Here is a 20,089-nt window from a genome sequence, read left to right as displayed (position 1 = left end):
GATTAGCCACCCTTTTTAAGAGATGGCAATTTAGAGACTAACCTTAATGAAACGGTTAAACCCTCTAACTGGTAATGCGGACGCAAGAAGAATTTAGCTGCATAATAGCCAGGATTATCTTCGATTTCCGCAACTTGCACTTCAGCAGCTGCAAGTGGTTTACGTGCTTTAGTTTCTTGAGATGAGTTAGCTGGATCTCCATCAACATAATTCATAATCCAAGTATTTAACCAATCTTCCATCTCATTACGTGATGTAAATGAACCCACTTTATCGCGGACAATACATTTTAAGTAGTGAGCGAAACGGCAGCATGCAAATAAATAAGGTAAACGAGCTGCTAGACGAGCATTTGCTGTAGCATCTGGGTCATCATATTCAGCAGGCTTTTGTAATGACTGAGCTCCAATAAATGCAGCAAAGTCTGAATTCTTACGGTGAACTAGTGGCATAAATCCATTTTTAGCTAGTTCGGCTTCACGACGGTCACTGATAGCAATTTCAGTAGGGCATTTCATATCAACGCCACCATCATCTGTTGGGAAAGTATGAGTAGGCAAGCCTTCTACAGCACCTCCTGACTCTACACCACGGATAGATGTACACCAACCATACTCTTTGAATGAACGGTTAATATTTGTAGCCATTGCATATGCAGAGTTAGCCCAAGTGTAATTGTTGTGGTTAGCTCCCTCAGTATCTTCTTCAAAATCGAACTCATCTACTGGATTTGTACGAGCACCGTATGGCAGACGAGCTAGGAAACGAGGTAAAGTTAAACCTAAGTAACGTGCGTCATCAGTTTCACGCAAACTTCTCCAAGCAGCATACTCAGTATTTGTAAAGATTTTGCTTAGATCACGTGGGTTAGAAAGTTCCTGCCAAGAATCCATCTGCATTAATGATGGGTCTGCACCAGAGATAAATGGGCAGTGAGCAGCGGCAGCAATCTTAGCCATCTCACCAAGCAATTCAACATCAGGAGGACTATGATCAAAATGATAGTCACCTACGATACAACCTATTGGTTCACCACCGAATTGACCGTACTCTTCTTCATAAATACGTTTGAAAATAGGGCTTTGATCCCAAGCTGTACCTTTATGACGTTTAAGTGTACGGCCAAGCTCTTTTTTAGTGATTGGCATGAAACGGATTTTTAATAATTCATCTGTTTCTGTGTTAGACACTAAGTAGTGAAGACCACGCCACGCACCTTCTAATTTTTGGAACTCTTCATTATGAAGAATAACGTTAATCTGTTGAGATAATTTACGATCAATCTCAGCAATAATATTTTGAATAGTGATATATGAATCTGAAGAGATGGTAACAGCTGAAGAAAGTGCTTGCTCTGCAAGAGTTTTAACGGCACTTTCAACTGCACTTTGTGCTTCTTCAGTCTTAGGTTTAAATTCTTTTTTAAGAAGTGAAGATAAACCTTCAACCTCTAGAGTACCTTTCTCTTGACCTTGTTTTAAAGCTTCAGTAGCCATAAGTTCCCCTACTCTTGATCTTGTTGCGCTTCATCAGATGAAGATTTGTTTGGCGCAGCTGCTAATGATTTAAGTAAAGCTGGATTTTCAAGAACTTTATTAATTAATTGTTCTGCACCAGACTTACCGTCCATATAAGTTAATAGATTAGAAAGCTCAGTTCTAGCTTCTAATAATTTTGCTAATGGCTCAACGTTTCTTGCAATATTTGCTGGGTTAAAGTCGTCCATACTGTTGAAAGTTAAGTCAACATACATTCTGCCTTCACCTGTAAGAGTATTAGGAACAGAAATATCAACGCGAGGAGCGATAGCTTTCATGCGATCATCAAAATTATCTACATCGATTTCACTAAATTTACGCTCATTAATATCGGCTTGCTCAACAGTTGATTTACCAGTCAAATCAGACATAACTGCCATAACAAATGGAAGTTGGATTTTACGCTCAGCACCGTAAATCTCTACGTCATACTCGATTTGTACGCGTGGTGCACGGTTGCGTGCAATAAATTTTTGACCACTTTTGCTTCTTGAGCCCATAGTATCTCCGAAAATAAGCTAAATAATTTAATGATGATTAATATTCATCCGATGAACCACTTGTTTCCTCTTCAGTGCGAGGTATCCAGGTTTGTTCAAACTGCTCAGAACCTGACGGTGCAAGGTTTTTAAGCATATCAAAGAAATTAAGAGGTATCGCTTGTTGTAATCTACGAATAATAAATGGCGCTGGATGACTAGGCTCATGAACTTCAAAATAAGCACAAGCCTTTTCGAGCGCCAATATCGCATCCGCCCTAGTTTTAATCTGAACTTCACGCCAAGAGGCAAACTTAGCTGTAGAATCAGAACCCGAGTCAACTAAAGAATCCGATTCACGAGAAGATTCAGATGAACTATCGCCTGAATCTAAATCAGAATCGCTTGAACTAATGTCAGAATTAATTAGTTGAACAAACGAACCAAATAAAGACTTAATAGTTTGAAAATCTGGACGCCACTCATGGCCCAACTTTTCAACTACTAAATCCTCAATGCCTTTCATGGCATTAAAAGCTACTGGAATGGCCTGTACAATAGGATTTTCAGCTTGATTAGCTTGAGACAACATCTCAGATAATCTGTTTTTACCGCCTGGGAATCCTTCAGTATTCCCTTCCAATATAGCTTCAGCTTCACGAACTGTTAGATTCCCGTAATTCTCGGTAAGAAGCTTAGAATTACGAATATCCCTACCAACAGTAGATACATCACCTAATGCAGAGATTGCATTAACGCGAGGCATTGGATCTTCATAACCATCTTCTTCAACAAGAGGAGGATTAACGGCATCCCAACACTTCTCCAAAGCTTGATGAACTAAGTTAACTCCCTGAGCATAACCAACTAGACCAAGTTGAAAAGTCCAAGCATATGTAAGAACCTGCAACACACGAACATCACATGAACGCTTGCATAATTCCAATGCCATTTTTTCAACTTTGGCCCAATCAGGGGGTTGAGCTTCGATTACGGCATCTCCGAACTGTTGTTCAGGCTTAGCTTGTGAGGCTTGAACTAGATTCAAAAAATCTGAATCATACTCAAGATTTAACCCACAATCATCGTTATCGAATGAGGGAAATAACTCATCAAAATTCATCATGTGGGAAATAATACCAATGAAAGATTAAAGATTAATTACAAATAAATGTAAGCCCTCTAATTTTGTAACAAAATAGAGGGCTTGTTGTTTTAGAATCCATGTTGGATTGTTGTTGTCTTACCTTCTTGAACATCAACATTAAACACTGCAGGAGGTAGATCACCGTTTGTAATAGTGATTTTATATTTTCCTGGCGATACGTTAAGCGATTTAAAAGGAGGGCTTGCACCATATTTTTTGCCGTTCACGGAAACATTGCCCCAAGGGGTAATAGAGAATAAAAGCGTACCGCGTTTAGCCATTTTTTGACGTGTAGCTTCTTGAACACGTTTCTCTTGCTCACGAAGTCTTTGTGCTTCCTCAGCCTGCTTACGTTTTTCTTCCTCTTCCTGAGCTTTCAATCTAGCTTGCTCCTCCGCCAAACGTTTTTCTTCCTCAGCAAGTTGCTGTGCAGCAATTTCGCTTTCAGATTGACGATCTGGATTAGCCACAAGATTAGACATATCGCCTGTCACATCTTGTTGAGAACCAGTAGGCGTCGTAGTCTCTGAAGGCTGCGTTGCAGGCTCAGTTGTTTGATTCGCTACATTGGTATCTGCGGTGCTTGCTTGAGTACCAGAATCAGCATTTGTCGTAGGTTCAGTTGTACCACTAGCAGGAGCTGTAGTTTCTGGGGCTGCAGGAGTTGATGCAGTATTTGTAGTATCCGTAGATCCCTCTGTGCTCTCAGAACCGCTTTGAGTAGCATCTATTGTATCGCTAGTAGGTGTTGCACCTGTTTCATTACTAGTTGTATTACTAGGTTCAGTGTCTGCAAACAAAGCCGATAATGCATCCTCTGGAGTTTCTTCAGTTGATGTATTGCCTTGATTACCAGAGGCTTCTGTGGCTTCTGTAGTAGATGTAGATTCAGAACCACTTGTAGGTTGATCATCCTGCTTGCTTTCTGTAACTACAGGCTTAGGTTCTTCTTTTTGAACCTGAGATATTGTTGGTTTCTCTTCAGGGGATTTAGTTTCCTTATCTCCCATGCCGAATAAAATATAGCCCCCAACACCTAAAAGAATTAAGGCAGCAATAATAATAAGTGGCAATATTGACCCTTTTTTCTTTTTGGAATTTGCAGATTGAAATGCAAGGCTATCAAAAGGCTCTTCTGGAGCAGGAGGATTTGCTTTTGAATCTTTTGCACTAGCCGCAGCAACAGCAGTAGCTTTGGATTTGCTTTCTTTTTTATCCTTAGCTTTTTCTTTAGATTCTGTTGCTCCTTTAGTTGTCGCACCTACTTTTGAAGAAGCAGGCGTATCCTCTTTTTCAGGTTTAGTTGGTACTGTTGTTTCTTTCGGAGTTGGCACGGATTTGATAGGTTCTAGTGGTCTAGCATTTTGATTATCAAACCCAGAAAGGAATGAATCAAGATCATCATCTTTAGATCCAGCAGCAAGTGAAGACCCCGCAGCTGCTCCAAGAGCAGCCCCTGCAGCTGTTGAGGAAACTTTACGTTCCTCATCTCGCTTGCGTTTTTCTTCAGCTTCACGTAATTCGCGTGCTTTACGCTCCTCGGCTTCACGCAAGCGACGCTCTTCAGCCTCCTTAGCCAATCGTGCCTCGCGAGCTTTTCGCTCTTCATCCTCACGCTTGCGTTTTTCTTCAGCTTCACGTAATTCGCGTGCTTTACGCTCCTCGGCTTCACGCAAACGACGCTCTTCAGCCTCCTTAGCCAATCGTGCCTCGCGTGCTTTTCGCTCTTCTTCCTCACGTTTGCGTTTTTCTTCAGCTTCGCGTAGTTCGCGTGCCTTACGCTCCTCATCTTCACGCAAACGGCGTTCTTCAGCTTCCTGAGCCAATCGAGCCTCACGTGCTTTGCGCTCTTCCTCTTCTTCGCGTTTACGTTTTTCTTCCGCCTCACGTGCTTCACGGGCTTCACGCTCTTCTCGTTCTTTGCGTTCTTGCTCTTCGGCTTCACGTTTGCGTCTTTCTTCAGCCTCACGTGCTTCACGTTCCTCGTGCTCTTTGCGTTCTTGCTCTTCTTTTAAACGATTTTGTTCATCTTCAGTTGATGTATCTTTGTGTTTATCTGACTTACCCTTAAACAATCCGCCAATAAAGCCTTTTACAGAATCGTTTTTAGACGAGCTAGATGACTTATCGGAATCTATCAATGATTTATCGCTATCAAGATCTAAGTCTTCCTTAGCTTCGACTGCCTTAAACTCATCTGAATCAGCCTCTTTAGATGAATCATCTTCAAAATCAAATTCTGCTGGCAATGTAAACGCCGCCTCACCCTCTTTATTTGATTCCGAATCTGTCTTAGTTTCGTCAGTCAAACCAAGATCAACTCCTTCTACTTGATTTGAATAATTCTGACCAGAAGTACCAATAGCTAAGCTAAACTCATCTAAATTTGCAAACCTAGCAGGAATTTCAAGAGCTCCAGCTTTGTCGATAGCCTGCAATTGTGATTGAGTAAAATATTGAACTTGATAGTTACTTAAAGGCTCCTGATCCTGCATAGTACGATTAATAGCAGGTGATGGAAGTACCTTCATAAGCAAGGTTCTGATTACCTGACCAAGTCCGTAAACATCTGTATGAGGTCCAAGAGGCCACAAGAAGTTATCGGTTACTAATTCGTAAGCCGAAAACGGAGAAATCAATTGTTGTAAGCTTGGTGACTTAACTATATCTAGACTAAAGTTTGGAAGTATGTGGAAATGCCCGTTACTATCCTCAAAAATTGTATCTAAAGTCCAGACACCATAAAATCGGTTTTGTTCATGCAGCGGCTTTAGTTCATGTGCCAAATCTTCAACTAAATCCTGAGCATCCTCAGCTTGGATATGACCATGCCATAAATCAGTTTGACTAAGTGGAACCCAATCTGCACCAATAGATCTTAGAGCGTTTGTTAATTGTATATTTAAGTACATGGTTATTATGCCTGAAGAAATAATACATTGAATAAAGTGTTATTTGGAACACCGCCATGAATATAAGTTTTATATGGAGCACCAGTAATATTACTAGTCCACCAATAGCTATTCAGACCTTCTGGGTTAAAAAATTCACTTAGCCCATCCCAAACATTATAACTGTCATCAGAATAATCATCCACAAAGGTATCCTCTGAATGTCCATCATTCAATATAGAAAGTATATCTTCAGAATTTACCTTAGGAGCAGCTACTTGTTTTGAATTACTAAGCATACTAGAAAATGTACCCACTGCGGAAGATAATATATGTTCAAAATCACTAGCTGGGCAACCGTATGAAACAGCTTGTCTTAAAGCTTCGCCTATTTTGCAATAAAAAGATGAAGCCCCATCAAGTAACTGAGCATTGTAAAAATCTGCTGGAAGATACAGAGATATTAAAAGAGGGAAAATACGGCCCACTCTATCTCTCGAAGGAGCAATGGCCCCTAATTGAAAGTATTTTGAACCATTAGATGCAGGAATAGCAAAATTCCAAATTGGAGCATGGAAATACGACTCTTCTGCTCCAAACCTAGTTTTACTATAGATTAAACCCTGCTCAAGCCATTTATGCCACCAGTCCATAATATCTGTAGGTAATTTTCGATAAAGGAAATCCCCACTTGCTGGCATCTTTCCATACCATCCCAAAACTTGAGATAAATTTTCAGAGGTCACCATTCTAGTTCACTCCTGGGCAAACGAAGCTTCGCATCTCGCCCAATCTAAATGGGCTTTTTGCGGAGTTAGCAGTGATTTCTAATTTCACAGATCTACCACCTATGTTGAATGTAGCAAAAATAACCTCAGGGGAACGACCACGCGAAATCTTCGCATTATCTATCAGTCGATTAAGAGCCCACGGCCCGTTAGTTGTAAGAGATGAAGTTCCATCATGAGGGCTTAAAGTAATTGAAACTTGATTGCTTCCCTGACCAGGCCAATCAAAAGATTTGCCTACTTGAGGACCATGCTCATAAGTCAATGTCTGACCATCAATATTAAGTACCATTTGCGTAATGTTTGCATCCATCTCTACAGGACGTATTGAAACTTTAAACGAAGGTTCAGGTTTGCCGCCTGCGAAATAAACATCACGAATTACAGAAGCTTTCTCAAAAGAAGATAAGTATTTGGCAATGTTCCCTTTCGAGCCATCTACCCCTGGTTTAAATCGCCATGGACGCTTAGACATATCCACCATATTGATTAAATTCTTATTAAAGAATTGATCCATTAAGCCATTTGGAGCGAAAAACCTTGCAAAATCATTAGGTGCAACATCGCGAGTGGTAGATCTAAATGGATATCTGTTAGTGATAGAGTTTCTGCAAGACATACCAATCTGTGCATTAATATCCGCACCGATATTCGCTTGAGCTCCAGAGTTAATAGCTTTAGAAGCTTCTGTTGTGATTGATGTAAGCATACTGCCCACAACTGGTGGTAGACGTCCAGACTCTGCTTGAAGTTTTGAAATTACTTCTTGCGATGGCAATGTTACCTTAGTCCGCAAAGCTGTTTCTGACGCCGTCAAAAAGTTATATAACTCTTCAATTAGATCAATCGTCCCCTCGATTGGAGCAGGTGTGTTATTTCCCGCACTGACAGCCAATTCGTGATAACCAATAAAGTGATTATCCACCATAGACTCTAATTTGGTAGGTTCCTCTTTCCCTTTAATGAGATCACCAGTATCAAGTGGACCCATCAAAGATGTCAATGAAGAAGCCATACTTGAAGCACTTTCAGTAGCTCTATCTACAAGAGTTCTTTGGAAATTAACGTCTTCACGCAAAAGGGTTGTATCACCCGCTACCCCTTTAACGAATTTAGTAAGAGGCGAGTTGGTAGAAGACATACTACGGGACAATTCAATTGCATGACTTAAGTTTTTAGGAGGAATAACTTCGATGTCAGCCAAAAACGCATCCCACTCACGAATGTAATCTACAAAGTAGAGTTTTTTAACCTCATTAAGAAGTTTGTTTGCACTACCATCGGCAAATGTGGTGTTATCTATACCCAATATCCACTCGTCATCTTCTCTTAATTGGATGGATATTTTTTCAATATTTTTATTAAAAATATTCCAATATCCTTCGTATGAGAAGATTCTATTAACGCCACGATTTAAAGCATCACCGCTTTTGCGTCTAAATACTGTGGATGCTTGATTACCCGCAAGAGTCATCAAAGTTACATCGTTTTTAGGATCTTGTTTTAGGATTTCACGAGCACGAAGATACGCACGTTGAGCCAAATCATGTGAATCGATACGATTTCGTGCTTCTTGAACTAACTCTTCATTAAGTGGAAATGGTGATACAAATGCACCCTGACCAAAGAGGTAATCCATATGTTCTCTTAAAAGCTGGAATTGCTCATTATTAAATTGAGCCGATTTATCAGCTACAACATCATGCAGAACCCATTGAGTAAAGTAATCTTTATCGTAATGTTCAGGTTCATACATCATTAAATATGCACGCAACGCCTCATAATAAATAACGATATTTGCATCGCTCATGGTTGCTAATCGTTTCTCTATGCGTTTTGCAATTTGTGGAGCAAATACTTGATGAATAGCATCGTCGTATATAGAACGAGAAGCAGACTTAACTTTTCCGCCTTGATATAGACCAAAACCATATGAGAACGGAGCATCATCAACTAAGAAATTCTCTCCGTTAGGCAGTTTTTTCACAAGACTCAAATATGGCAATATGCTAAACACATCGCCGCTTTCAGAGATCTTAATATTGTTACTATGATTTTGAACAACTGGCAGCTTCTCTTCTACAAAATCAAGATATCGTGAGTTATTTCGATAGCTATTAAACCAAAGAGTTAACGCACCTAAAAGTAGTAACCCAACTAAGCCATACCCAATCCACTGAATCTGGCGATAGCGTTTTTCCCATTTAAGGTTTACGCCCGCAAGACCTGATTCCTTGAAAATCAAATTTTGAAGTAGATCAGTTAAGAAGTAGCTCTTTCCGCCTTCTAACATCGGTGCTTTATTATGTTGAGAAATACCATCGATTTGAAGGTAGTCTTTAAGTTCTTCACTAACCTTATCGAAACTTACACCACCTTGCGTTCCGCTTGTGAAATAAACGCCACGAGGGACAATTTTCGATTCAAGGCGACTAAAAGAAAATACATCCGTTAAGAAAGTACCTAAAACAATTCTTAAGTTTGCAAATTGCTGTGGCAATAAATACGCCAAGGAACTACTTTCCAGATTTCGATTTTTCATTAATAAGTCTGGAAGCCCATCAAATAAACGCTCTTGAAGAACCTGGAATTCTTTCTCGTATTCTTCATAAAAATCGAAACCATCCTTTTGAGACTCTTCGTATGGAAATGTAAATCCCCAAACTTGTTGATGTTCTTCTACACTTAAATTATCGAAATAATCTTCAAACCCGTGTAATTGGTCCATCTTAGTAACCAAAATATAAACAGGGAACTCTGTCCCCAATTCATCTCTTAGTTCCTGCAAACGTTTTTTAAGGGCTACAGCATGTTTAGCACGCTCTTCTTGAGTTGATGCAAGCAAATCATACACACTGACAGTAAGCATCACGCCATTGATAGGCTGCCTAGCTCTATATTTAGTAAGAAGTTTTAAGAATCCCTTCCACTCGTCTTCATCAGTAGCAGCATTACTATCCTGAGTTGTGTATCTTCCAGCAGTATCAAGTAGAACCGCTTCATCAGTAAACCACCAATCACAGTTTCTCGTACCACCCACACCTTTGAGCGCCATACGACCGAATTTTTCAGCCAATGGGAAATTTAAACCTGAATTTACTAATGCAGTAGTTTTCCCTGAACCTGGTGCTCCAATAAAAACATACCAAGGCAATTGATATAAATATTGCTTAGAAAATCTAGCTGAAAACGATTTGTCCTTCCCTTTTTCAAATCGTGATTGTTTTAGTAATGTAATTGCTTCGTTAAACCGTTCAGATAAAACACGTACTTCTTCGCGTTCTTTTTCGGTAAGTTTTTCGGTATCTTTAGGCTTATTGCTTTTGAGCTGTCCCAAAAGTTTTGCATTCAAACGCCCCTCACGATATTTTCTCCAGAATAATCTAAGAAAATACAACGCAAAGATGGCAATGATTAAGTACATCCTCACATCTCGGGACTCTAACGGTGCAAACTCTCCTACGCGTAAAGCTGGTCCCAAAAACCAGATTAATGCAGAAAGAATAACCAGCCCTAGGAATGACCATAATGCTCTACTGAATAGAAAACTGAAAACTCTAGTTATAAATAAATTAATAAGGCTGAACATACTATCCCTTTTTACTGATCAGGATTAATAGTCTTAGTACCATCTGGTGTTGGGACTATATAAGGGGTTGTTGGACGAGCTTTCTTAGTCTGAGCTGGAATTAACAATGTAATTTCAACACGACGATTTCTAGCCCTATTTTCGGCTGTATCATTCGGTTTAACTGGCATAGTGTCAGCCTTACCTTCAGCTCTTATACGATTTTTCTGGGTCAAACGAGACTCAATAATTTTTGCAACTGCGTCTGCCCTAGCTTGTGATAAGTCCCAGTTTGATGGGAATCTAATAGTCTTGATAGGTCTATTATCCGTGTGACCCGTAATCAGAATATTTCCTTCCGTCTCGTCTAAAGCATCACCAAGTCGGTTAACGACAGTTTCAAATTTTTTCTTAATTTCTGCTGAACCAGATTCAAATAATTCGTCACCGCGTAATTCAACTACACTTCTGTCTGATTCATCTCGTACAGTCATTAAATTCTCGCGGATTTCAGCTTCTAGGAACTGAGCTAAACGCTTCGGTGCTTCTTGACGAACAACCCTAACTGGAACCGCAATTTGCATAGCTGGTGGTTTAATTTTAACGATATCGTAGGCAACTTCATCTGATTTTCCGCCAAGCAACCAAGAGAATAAAATGTACGATAATACTGCAAGAGCAAACCCAAAAATAGCAACCACCCACAATGGAATTGGTAAACGTTTAATCTTATTGATAATCTCGTCACCCTTCCAATTAGGAGAGAGAGTAATTGGATATGAACCCCTTACTTTTTTAATAATAAGAAGAAGCCTTTGTTTTAAGGTCTCAAGTTGAGAGCGGCCATTTTCAATAACTCTGAAACGCCCCTCAAAACCTAACATCAAACAAAAATACATAAGTTCAAGAAGATCAATATGATTTTCTGGGTTCTGAGAGAGTTTTCTTAAAAGCTGGAAGAATTTTTCTCCACCCCATGTTTCATTATGGTAGGTGACAAGCAAACTTTTACCAGACCATAAGCCTTGCTGCCCCCAAGGAGCCATTGCACAAGCCTCGTCTATAGCTGTACATAGACAATATCTAGCTCCAAGAATTGTTTCTTTACTAATACCCTTTTCTTGAGCTCGAACCTCAAATTGACGAACCTCCTCAACGAGCAACTCACGCAACATATCAACGTTATCGTGATGTTGAGAGAAGCGGATTTGTGGCAATAGGGTGAGCAGCGGATTAGCCGCTGCTACAAGTGGATTTGAACCGCTAATTACAAAATTATCGGGTCTTATTTTGTTTGATTCATCATAACGTTGCTGGTGGATTTGACCCCACGGCCCCATCTTAGAATCAACATAATCTCTAGAAGACATTAATTACTCACTAAGAATTACGTTTATCAGTGTTTTTTACAGCCCAGAATTGCATATCAAGGCCTGGATAATCTCCTGCTAGATGAAGGGCTAGTGTTGATGATTTTTCAAATTGATTCCACATATCGCCTTCTTTAACTAAATTAAAGTAGATATATCCTGCATGATATGGCAATGCTGCCGGAACTTGATCCATATGCTCAAGCGTAATGCCAGGTAGTTGTAGATGTACAAGATCTCGCATACGGTTTGTAGGTCCCAATTTCGCCTGTTGAGGGAATGTTTTGCGTACAGACTCCCCTGGCAAATCGGCTTTGACCGCAAGTACAAATTGTGATTTTGCGAATAGATTTTTATCTGGAACTTTCCCGACACTAAGTCCATGACCTTTGTCTTCGAGTGGGATAGTAACGTAAGCATCTTCGAATACGATATTAAGTGCATCGCCGATTTGGCTCATCAAATTTTCTAGAGGCACTTTTAAAGCATCATGGTCATATGAAGGAATTTTATTGATAGAGATGCTATCTGGATGGAACATAGCAAGCTCAGCCACAAGCATAGATAAATATCTAAAAAATACTTCTGGATGCAGATATTCAAGTGTATATAGATGTTTAAATAGAATTAGGTTTCTATTTACAATACCTAAAATAATAGTCTCATAAGTTGTACTAGCTGAAGTTCTATTATTAGGGTTAAACCGTTTTGAAAGTTCTGTAGATCTTAGGTTTAGTAAATCCACAACTCTTGATAAATGATCGGTAATTGGATTATTTACGAAAGCACAATTTATTGTCGGTTGGATAAACCCAGTATCAACTTCAACAATATTAAGTTTATTTTTACCTTTAAAATGCACTACAGGAAGTTTTACCCAATTTCCGTCAATTTCTGAATCAGGCATAAATTTAAACTGAGGCTTACCAATTTGAACTGGTGCCTCACCTAAAGTAATATCAGATACGTCACTTAAAGTAGTTTCAACAACACTAAATCTAGCGAGCAAATCACTTCCTTCTTCATATGAAACTTCTTGACGAGAAGCCTCTTTAGATGGAAGAACCAAATAAATCATCTCTTCACGTGCAAAAGAATCTAATGGAAGCATCGGAACATCATTTCCGTTTAAAGAGAATGGAGTTCCGTCTTTAAAAATACCTGCAGCTTTAGTAATAGCTAACTTGTTTTCTTTAAGTGCATTTTGATCAATCTCTAATTGATAAAAGCCCCAATAGTAGGTTGGGGAAGCTTCAAGAAGAACTCTTTGCTTAGAGTCTAGGTATCTATCTTGTTGTTGAAAATGCTGAGGGCGCAGAAACATGCCCTCAGACCAAATAACTTTATTACTTATGCTCATGTGTTAAGCCTATTATTTTTTTACAGGTGGCAATACACGTAATTCTTTTGCACCCGCTTCGATTCTAATGCGAGCACTTTTTGGAGAACGCTGCCATACTTTATAAATATTTGTAGTTTTAGCTTCTGGTAGATCAACTAATAATTTCCATTTTGCTGAGTTGAAATCTTTGTAATAGCCAATCACACCAATATGTTTACTATTTAAATTTCCAGAAAATTTAAGTTCTTTAGTTTGACCTGGAGAAAGAATTTCAGATTTAACACCTAAAACTTGATCTCCTAAAACTTTTCTATAATCTTGTTGAAGAGTAAAAAAGTCGGCTTGATTAAATGCATCTGAACTAGATAGTTCGTATACAGCGATTTTGATAGGAGATGGTCTTCCGTTGCTAGGATTAGAATCAGTTGCAGCAGATAATTCAACAACATAAGGCACAGCTAGTTTTTTCTCTGTAGATGCACATGCCACAACAAAAGTGGCAAATAAAGAAACTAAGAATATCCGTAACAAATTTTTCATCGTAAACTCCTAAATGTTGTATTTTTGAAAATAACATGTAACAAAACTTGACGTAAAATAACGGTAAACAAAACGATATAAAATATCATTTTATGCATTTATCGATGGGTAAGTCATTGATTTAATGCTAGATTTACTCAGTTTTGCAAGATTAATTAATCCATGTATGACTGATTATTATTAACAAGGATTGTTATATTATCGTTACGGTAATAACTTTTAGGGTCAAATATGAAAAAAAATATATACTTTTTGAATTGCCTTCTTTTAACTACAGTATTGGCAGCATGTGCTTCAAACGAACCTAAAGAACCACCTTCACCTTACAGTGATTCTGAACAAGTTCTTCTTGATGAACTAAGAAAAAAATTCACGGCTGGCTCTTATGACGCCATCATTGAAGACGTTACTAAAAAACCTGAATATCAAACTGGGGGCGTACCTTTTCGTACTCAATCTATGAAACTTTTAGCATTCTCTCAGTGTGTATCTAAAAAAGTTAGAGATTGTACTAAGACATTCGATAGAATTTTAGAGATTGATCCTAAATTTGAACTTGAGCCAGCAGAAGCTGGTCACCCTTCATGGGGTCCTGTTTTCGCTAAAGAGAAAGCAAACGCAAACATTGCCACAACACCAGATGGAAAACCTAAAGGTAGCTTGCGCGTTGTTGATCCTAAAACCGGCAAAGAAATCAAATTAAAATAATTCTAGAAACAAAAAATAATTCTTTAACATTAATCAATTATCCTCATCTGTTACTAGGAAATACTTAGTCACATTTGAGGATTTTTAATTTATTAGTGAGGTTATATTTTGGCTATGAAACTATCTATTAACTTTCAGGGTAACAATTACGCCGAAGTTGATATAGTTCCACCAGGTATCACTTTAGGCACAGCTCCACATAATGCAGTGATTTTACAAGATGATACTGACTCTATTGCTCTTGTACAAGTAGCTATTAGAGTAATGCCACAAGGAATTACTCTAAAAAATATTGGTGATTTAGAAATTGAAGTAAATTTTCTTCCAGTTGTAAAAGGACAGGAAGTTTCGCTTCACGGCGGTGATCAAATTCAAATTGCTGATTACAACTGTGTCTGTTCCGAGTCAAATAATAGAAATATTAAGAAGCCTCAAACTACCTATCCTGCATCTAATCCTCACTTAAAACAGGATAGTCATTACCGTAGAAGAGAAAGAGTTACTCAAGGTACTGGAGGTTCAACCGTTATGCCTATGGGTGGGACAGGAATTTCTCATCCGAGACAAACCCCTCCTATAAATCAAAATCAGATGGGCGGCATGGGTGGTGCTTACTATCCTGGAACATTTCCACAGCAAACACCAAATAATATGGGCTATGGTCACAACAATCCTATGTTTGGCCAATCTCAAGTAAATAATCCCTACCCTCAACATCAATTTAATCCCAATAATCAAGGTATGCCTTATCCAAATATGCCATCTGGGATGCCATCCATGGGTAGAGGTCAAAATACACAGGGTAGATATCCGCAACCGAGTTTTCCTCAACAGCAAAATTACCCAGGGCCTGGACAAAATTTAAACCCTAATCAATTTAATCAGAATATTCCTAATCAGCTAAGACCACAGATGTCTCCTTATGGAGGGTTAGGAGATACAAATAATCCACAGTTTCAAGGAGGGTTGACTGGTACTCAAGAAACTGGTAGATCATCTGGTGGTAGAAGGCGCGAAAGAGCACCTTCTGGAATGAGTGGTCCTACTGTATTACCTATGGGAGCCCGTGCAGGGCAAGTAGGCATTGATGCACCATCTAGAGGAAGCAACAGAAGAAGAGAAAGGATATCTTCAGGAAGAGAGTCGGGGCCTACAGTATTGCCTATGGGGGCTAAACCTGGTGTTCCTCCTCAAGTTAAATTAAACACTCAAACTCCTCAAGCACCTCAGTACCAAAATCAATCATTCGGTGCTCCACAAGTGCCTATTTATCCTTATCAACAACAGGAATTTGTTGCTCAAGCTCAAGCTTATGAGACACCTGTGCAAGCTCCTCAAGAATTTGTACAAGTTCCAGTTCAGCCTGTGGTCCAGTCTCCAGAACCCATAAATATAAACGTAGAACAATCTCCTCCTGTGCTTGCACAAGTGGAACAAGGTGCCCCTATTACAAGCCCTGTTGAAGAAACCAGTTTGATTCCTGCTGAAGGAGTTGAAGTTCCTAATCCAGAGGTTAGTGTTCAAGCACCTGAGCCAAACGCACCAATAGAGGCGGCTTCAGATAAAGGTGAGGAAACTGCAGAACCTGTAAATAAAGTCGAGATAGTTGATGCTGTGCAGGAGGCACAAGCGTTGCCAGAAACTCAAGTGCAATCTACGGATTCTGTTGTTTCTACGGGTATGCCGCCTGAAACTGATATAAGTGTTGTTGCAGCTACTCAAGTTGCACCGACTGTAGAATCCCCTATAACTCCGCAAGCTCAGCCATTAGAAATCAATGAACCTGTCGTTGCGGCTGAGATGAATGCGGATGATCCTTTGGGATTGGATGATTTGATACCGAGTGGGGTGGAGACGGCGGCATTGCCACAAAATCAAGTGCCACAAGCACCAGTGCAAGCTGAAATGCCACCACCTGTAGTAGATCAAACATATATGGACCCAAATTTTGCAATGGCTCAAGGGCAACAACCGCAAAATATGATTGTAAATACGGGACAGCCAATTCCTGAACCTGCGAAAATCGATCCTAAGGAATTAATGAAGGATTTTGATTCGGCATCTAGAAATTTGGACAGTCTATCGCTTGATGATTTGAGCCTTGATGATTTATTTGATGACGGCGATACAAGCGACGATCCGTTTAGTATGTTCAAGCAGCCAGCTCAAAATCAAAATAGGGCGAATCAGGGTATGGGGGCTTATGGGCAGAACCAAAATTATTCGCAACAAGGTGGGTATTATCAACAGCAAGGTGGTTCTGGTAGGACTGGGATTATGCCTGATCAAAATTATGACCCTAGGATGGGCGGTGGTGCTCCAAATCTTGGGCATATGGGCCAGCAACAAGTTGATAGTAGATATCTAAACGATTTGTTTAGAGATGAAGAGGATTCTCAACAGTATCAATATGATGACACGCAACACCCTTTTGCCTATCATACGCAAGGGGATAATAAATCCCATGACCCTATGGAAGGGATTTCGGCTTCATCAGTTATTGAAATGGAGCTTGATCCATTGCGTGAAGTTCGTTCTGATGGCACGGAGCAATATACGCATCATATTTTCTCAAACGACACTCCGTCCACACTTAACGAATCGCAGAACCCTGCGAAACCTACAATTTCCGAGGATGAAGAGTTGTTCGCTCTTTTAGATAGTTTAAATAAGGAATAAAAAAACCGGTGCTTTAAACACCGGTTTTTTTAAACAAAATTCCCTGAATTATTTGTTTGGAACTTCTGTGTAGTCATATACAAACTCACCATCTTTCGCATCTAGTGAAAGAGTTGTGATTGTTTTGCCTTGAGTTGTTCCTTCAAGAATTTTGTGTGATACGTTTGGCAATACTGTATTAGTTAAGATTGCATCCACCATACGACCACCCGATTCCACTTGAGTGCAACGGGCAACGATTTGCTTAATAGCATCCTCGGTAACCTTGAAATCAATATTGTGATTTTCTTTAAGGCGTTTCTCGATACGACGCAGTTGTAATTTAACGATATTTCCTAACATTTCATCTGAAAGTGGGAAATATGGAACGACCACTAAACGTCCTAACAATGCTGCAGGGAATGTTTTAAGCAAAGGCTCACGCAAAGCGTTATTTAAACCCTCTACATCAGGCATTAAATCAGGGTCTTTGCAAAGATCCATAATTTTATCTGTACCAACATTTGAGGTTAGGATAATAACTGTATTTTTGAAGTCGATATAACGACCTTCTCCGTCTTCCATGAATCCTTTATCGAATACTTGGAAGAAAATTTCATGAACATCTGGATGGGCTTTCTCTACTTCATCTAAAAGCACAACACTGTAAGGGCGTCGACGTACAGCTTCAGTAAGTACACCACCCTCACCATAACCAACATATCCTGGAGGAGCACCTTTAAGAGTTGAAACTGTATGTGCTTCTTGGAACTCTGACATATTGATAATGATTAGGTTTTGCTCACCACCATATAAAGATTCAGCAAGTGCAAGAGCTGTTTCAGTTTTACCTACACCAGAAGGACCAGTTAGTAGGAATACACCAACTGGTTTATTAGGGTCAGTAAGTTTGGCACGAGATGTTTGAATGCGTTTAACGATAGCCTCAAGACCATGACGTTGGCCAATTACGCGTTTTTCAAGTGTATCGGCTAATGTAAGGATAGAATTAGCTTCGTTTTTAACCATACGGCCTACAGGAATACCTGTCCAATCAGCAACAACAGAAGCAACAGCATTTGCATCTACTGATGGGAATATAAGTGGATATTCGCCTTGTTTTTCTAAAAGTTGATGTTGTACGTCACGAAGTTCTTTACGTACTTCATCAAGCTCTTTTTCTGATAGTTTTTTGCCTTTTGGTGCTTCTGAAGCTTGTGTTTCCATTTGCTCTGTTTGCTGATTAGCTTCATCAGATTTATCTTTAGCATCGTCCGAAGGCTCAGCACCTTCAGCACCTTGAGTCTTAGCTGCATCTTCAGATGATTCAGGCTTAGTAGCAGGTTCTGTTGGAATGCTTTTAGCTTTTTTGCGAGATAAGTCAGTGTTTTCTTGAATAATTTTACGAAGATCAAAAATTTTCTTAATCAATTCTTTTTCTTCAGTCCATTTTGCATCAAGTTCTTTTTGACGCTCTTCAAGAACATCTAGCTCTTTATCGATTTCTTCTAAACGTTCGGCCTTATCGTGACCTAATTTTTGTTCACGTAGTGCAATTTCACGTTCAGTTGATAAATACTCAATCGTACGTCTTGTATCTTCTAGAGCCGCTGGTTCAGCATATTGACTAACTGCTACGCGTGCACATGCAGTATCAAGTAGGGCAATAGCTTTATCTGGCAATTGTCTTGCTGGAATATATCTATGTGATAGTCTTACAGCCGCCTCAATAGCTTCATCCAAAAGTAGTACTTTATGGTGATTTTCTAATGGCTCAGAAATACCACGAAGCATGATAAGTGCTTTCTCTTCAGATGGCTCATGAACCTGAACTGTTTGGAAACGACGAGTTAATGCAGGGTCTTTTTCGATATATTTTTTATATTCAGCCCAAGTAGTCGCACCGATAGTTCTTAATTGACCACGTGCAAGAGCAGGTTTTAGCAAGTTTGCTGCATCTCCAGTTCCTTGAGCACCGCCTGCACCGACTAATGTGTGAATTTCATCTATGAATAGAACAATCGGTTTTTCGCTTGATTGAACCTCATCAATAACTGATCTTAAACGTGATTCAAACTCCCCTTTCATACTTGCACCAGCTTGCAATAAGCCAATATCAAGCAAATATAAAGTTACATCACGTAAAGTTTCAGGAACATCACCTTTAGCCAAGCGAAGAGCAAAACCCTCAACAACAGCCGTTTTACCTACACCCGCTTCACCAGTTAAAAGTGGATTATTTTGGCGACGTCTCATAAGAATATCAACAATTTGACGAATCTCTTCATCACGACCTGACACTGGATCGATCTCTTTATTGCGTGCTTTAGCTGTTAAATCAACTGCATACTGAGCAAGTGCGGATTTTCCGCTATTTTGGGGTGAAGCCGAAGCTGGAGCTCCTGAAGAAGTTTGACCAAGACCTACTGAATCTTTCTCTTCAGCAGAATTTTTAACGATATCGATAAGTTTCTCTGCAAGAACATCAGGAATTATTTTTTTGAATTCCGCACTAATGCCATAAAGAACAGAGCGCAAAGAATTAGTTTTAAGAATACCTAAAATCAAATAACCGCTTCGAATACGTGCATCACCATATTTAAGAGAACCGTAAACCCAAGCACGCTCAGTTGCACTATCGATATGCTCTGAGAGATCTGAAACAGAGCTAGCTCCGCGAGGCAATTCATCTAGGGAGGCAACGACATCGCGTTCTACGGTTTCGACTCTTAAATCGAAATGACGAATGATTTTCTGTAAATCGCTGTCATGCTCATGGAGTATTTGATGAAGCCAGTGGACGAGCTCAACAAAAGCATTGCCACGGAGTTTACAAAAAGAAGTAGCTCCTTCGAGCGAGCGATATAACAAGGTGTTTAGCTTGCCGAAGAGGTCGGTACGATTGATATCTGACATAGGAAATTAAAATAGAACTAGAGAAAAAATTTCAAGAAAATTTAACATGCGAACTTTATTGTTTTATTACAATGTAACAATTGGCATATGAGTGTGACGAAAAACTGTAGCAAAAGTCTGATATCATTGCCCAATTATCGAGCA

The 20,089-nt window shown here is 39.5% G+C and carries 12 protein-coding genes; 2 read left to right on the top strand and 10 right to left on the bottom strand.

The genetic code is table 11. From position 1 onward, the window contains the following. Nucleotides 1-2: 2 nt before the first annotated feature. From tssC to tssJ, 9 genes are all read right to left on the bottom strand, one after another. Nucleotides 3-1,496, bottom strand: coding sequence for a type VI secretion system contractile sheath large subunit (gene tssC / locus TASI_RS00465; protein ID WP_014110783.1), 1,494 nt, complete (start codon nt 1,494-1,496; stop codon nt 3-5). 8 nt (nt 1,497-1,504) lie between these two features. Then, nucleotides 1,505-2,038 carry a type VI secretion system contractile sheath small subunit gene (tssB, locus tag TASI_RS00460; protein ID WP_014110782.1) on the bottom strand — a complete coding sequence of 178 codons (534 nt, stop codon included), beginning with the start codon at nt 2,036-2,038 and terminating at the stop codon, nt 1,505-1,507. Nucleotides 2,039-2,075: 37 nt separating this feature from the next. Next, nucleotides 2,076-3,143 carry a type VI secretion system protein TssA gene (gene tssA, locus TASI_RS00455; protein ID WP_014110781.1) on the bottom strand — a complete coding sequence of 356 codons (1,068 nt, stop codon included), beginning with the start codon at nt 3,141-3,143 and terminating at the stop codon, nt 2,076-2,078. An 89-nt stretch (nt 3,144-3,232) separates the two neighbouring features. Next, nucleotides 3,233-6,076, bottom strand: a complete 2,844-nt coding sequence (locus TASI_RS00450) for a hypothetical protein (protein ID WP_014110780.1) — start codon at nt 6,074-6,076, stop codon at nt 3,233-3,235. A gap of 5 nt (nt 6,077-6,081) precedes the next feature. Beyond that, on the bottom strand, nt 6,082-6,804 hold the full coding sequence (tagF, locus tag TASI_RS00445; protein WP_014110779.1) for a type VI secretion system-associated protein TagF: 723 nt from the start codon (nt 6,802-6,804) through the stop codon (nt 6,082-6,084). A 1-nt stretch (nt 6,805) separates the two neighbouring features. Then, a complete protein-coding gene (gene tssM / locus TASI_RS00440; protein WP_044977866.1) occupies nt 6,806-10,432 on the bottom strand; it encodes a type VI secretion system membrane subunit TssM in 3,627 nt (1,208 codons plus the stop codon). Nucleotides 10,433-10,443: 11 nt separating this feature from the next. Then, a complete protein-coding gene (locus TASI_RS00435; RefSeq protein ID WP_014110777.1) occupies nt 10,444-11,781 on the bottom strand; it encodes a DotU family type VI secretion system protein in 1,338 nt (445 codons plus the stop codon). 10 nt (nt 11,782-11,791) lie between these two features. Continuing rightward, entirely contained in the window at nt 11,792-13,141 is a 1,350-nt protein-coding gene (gene tssK / locus TASI_RS00430; RefSeq protein ID WP_014110776.1) for a type VI secretion system baseplate subunit TssK, read from the bottom strand. Nucleotides 13,142-13,153: 12 nt separating this feature from the next. Beyond that, a complete protein-coding gene (gene tssJ, locus TASI_RS00425) occupies nt 13,154-13,663 on the bottom strand; it encodes a type VI secretion system lipoprotein TssJ (RefSeq protein ID WP_014110775.1) in 510 nt (169 codons plus the stop codon). A 231-nt stretch (nt 13,664-13,894) separates the two neighbouring features. Here tssJ and TASI_RS00420 point away from each other — a divergent pair, with 231 nt between their 5' ends. Both TASI_RS00420 and TASI_RS00415 read left to right on the top strand, forming a co-directional pair. Continuing rightward, nucleotides 13,895-14,371 (top strand): TssQ family T6SS-associated lipoprotein, encoded by a 477-nt coding sequence (locus tag TASI_RS00420; RefSeq protein ID WP_014110774.1) that lies wholly within the window; start codon nt 13,895-13,897, stop codon nt 14,369-14,371. A gap of 114 nt (nt 14,372-14,485) precedes the next feature. Beyond that, nucleotides 14,486-17,050 carry a hypothetical protein gene (locus TASI_RS00415; protein WP_014110773.1) on the top strand — a complete coding sequence of 855 codons (2,565 nt, stop codon included), beginning with the start codon at nt 14,486-14,488 and terminating at the stop codon, nt 17,048-17,050. Nucleotides 17,051-17,098: 48 nt separating this feature from the next. Here TASI_RS00415 and TASI_RS00410 read toward each other — a convergent pair whose 3' ends face one another. After that, the gene (locus TASI_RS00410) at nt 17,099-19,945 is read right to left on the bottom strand and encodes a type VI secretion system ATPase TssH (RefSeq protein ID WP_014110772.1); all 2,847 of its coding nucleotides are present in this window, start codon (nt 19,943-19,945) and stop codon (nt 17,099-17,101) included. Nucleotides 19,946-20,089: the final 144 nt, after the last annotated feature.

Origin of the sequence: Taylorella asinigenitalis MCE3 (genome assembly GCF_000226625.1) — a bacterium.
Lineage (GTDB): Bacteria > Pseudomonadota > Gammaproteobacteria > Burkholderiales > Burkholderiaceae_B > Taylorella > Taylorella asinigenitalis.
Note: the sequence above shows the minus strand (reverse complement) of the source record. Positions and strands in the feature narration are given on the sequence as shown.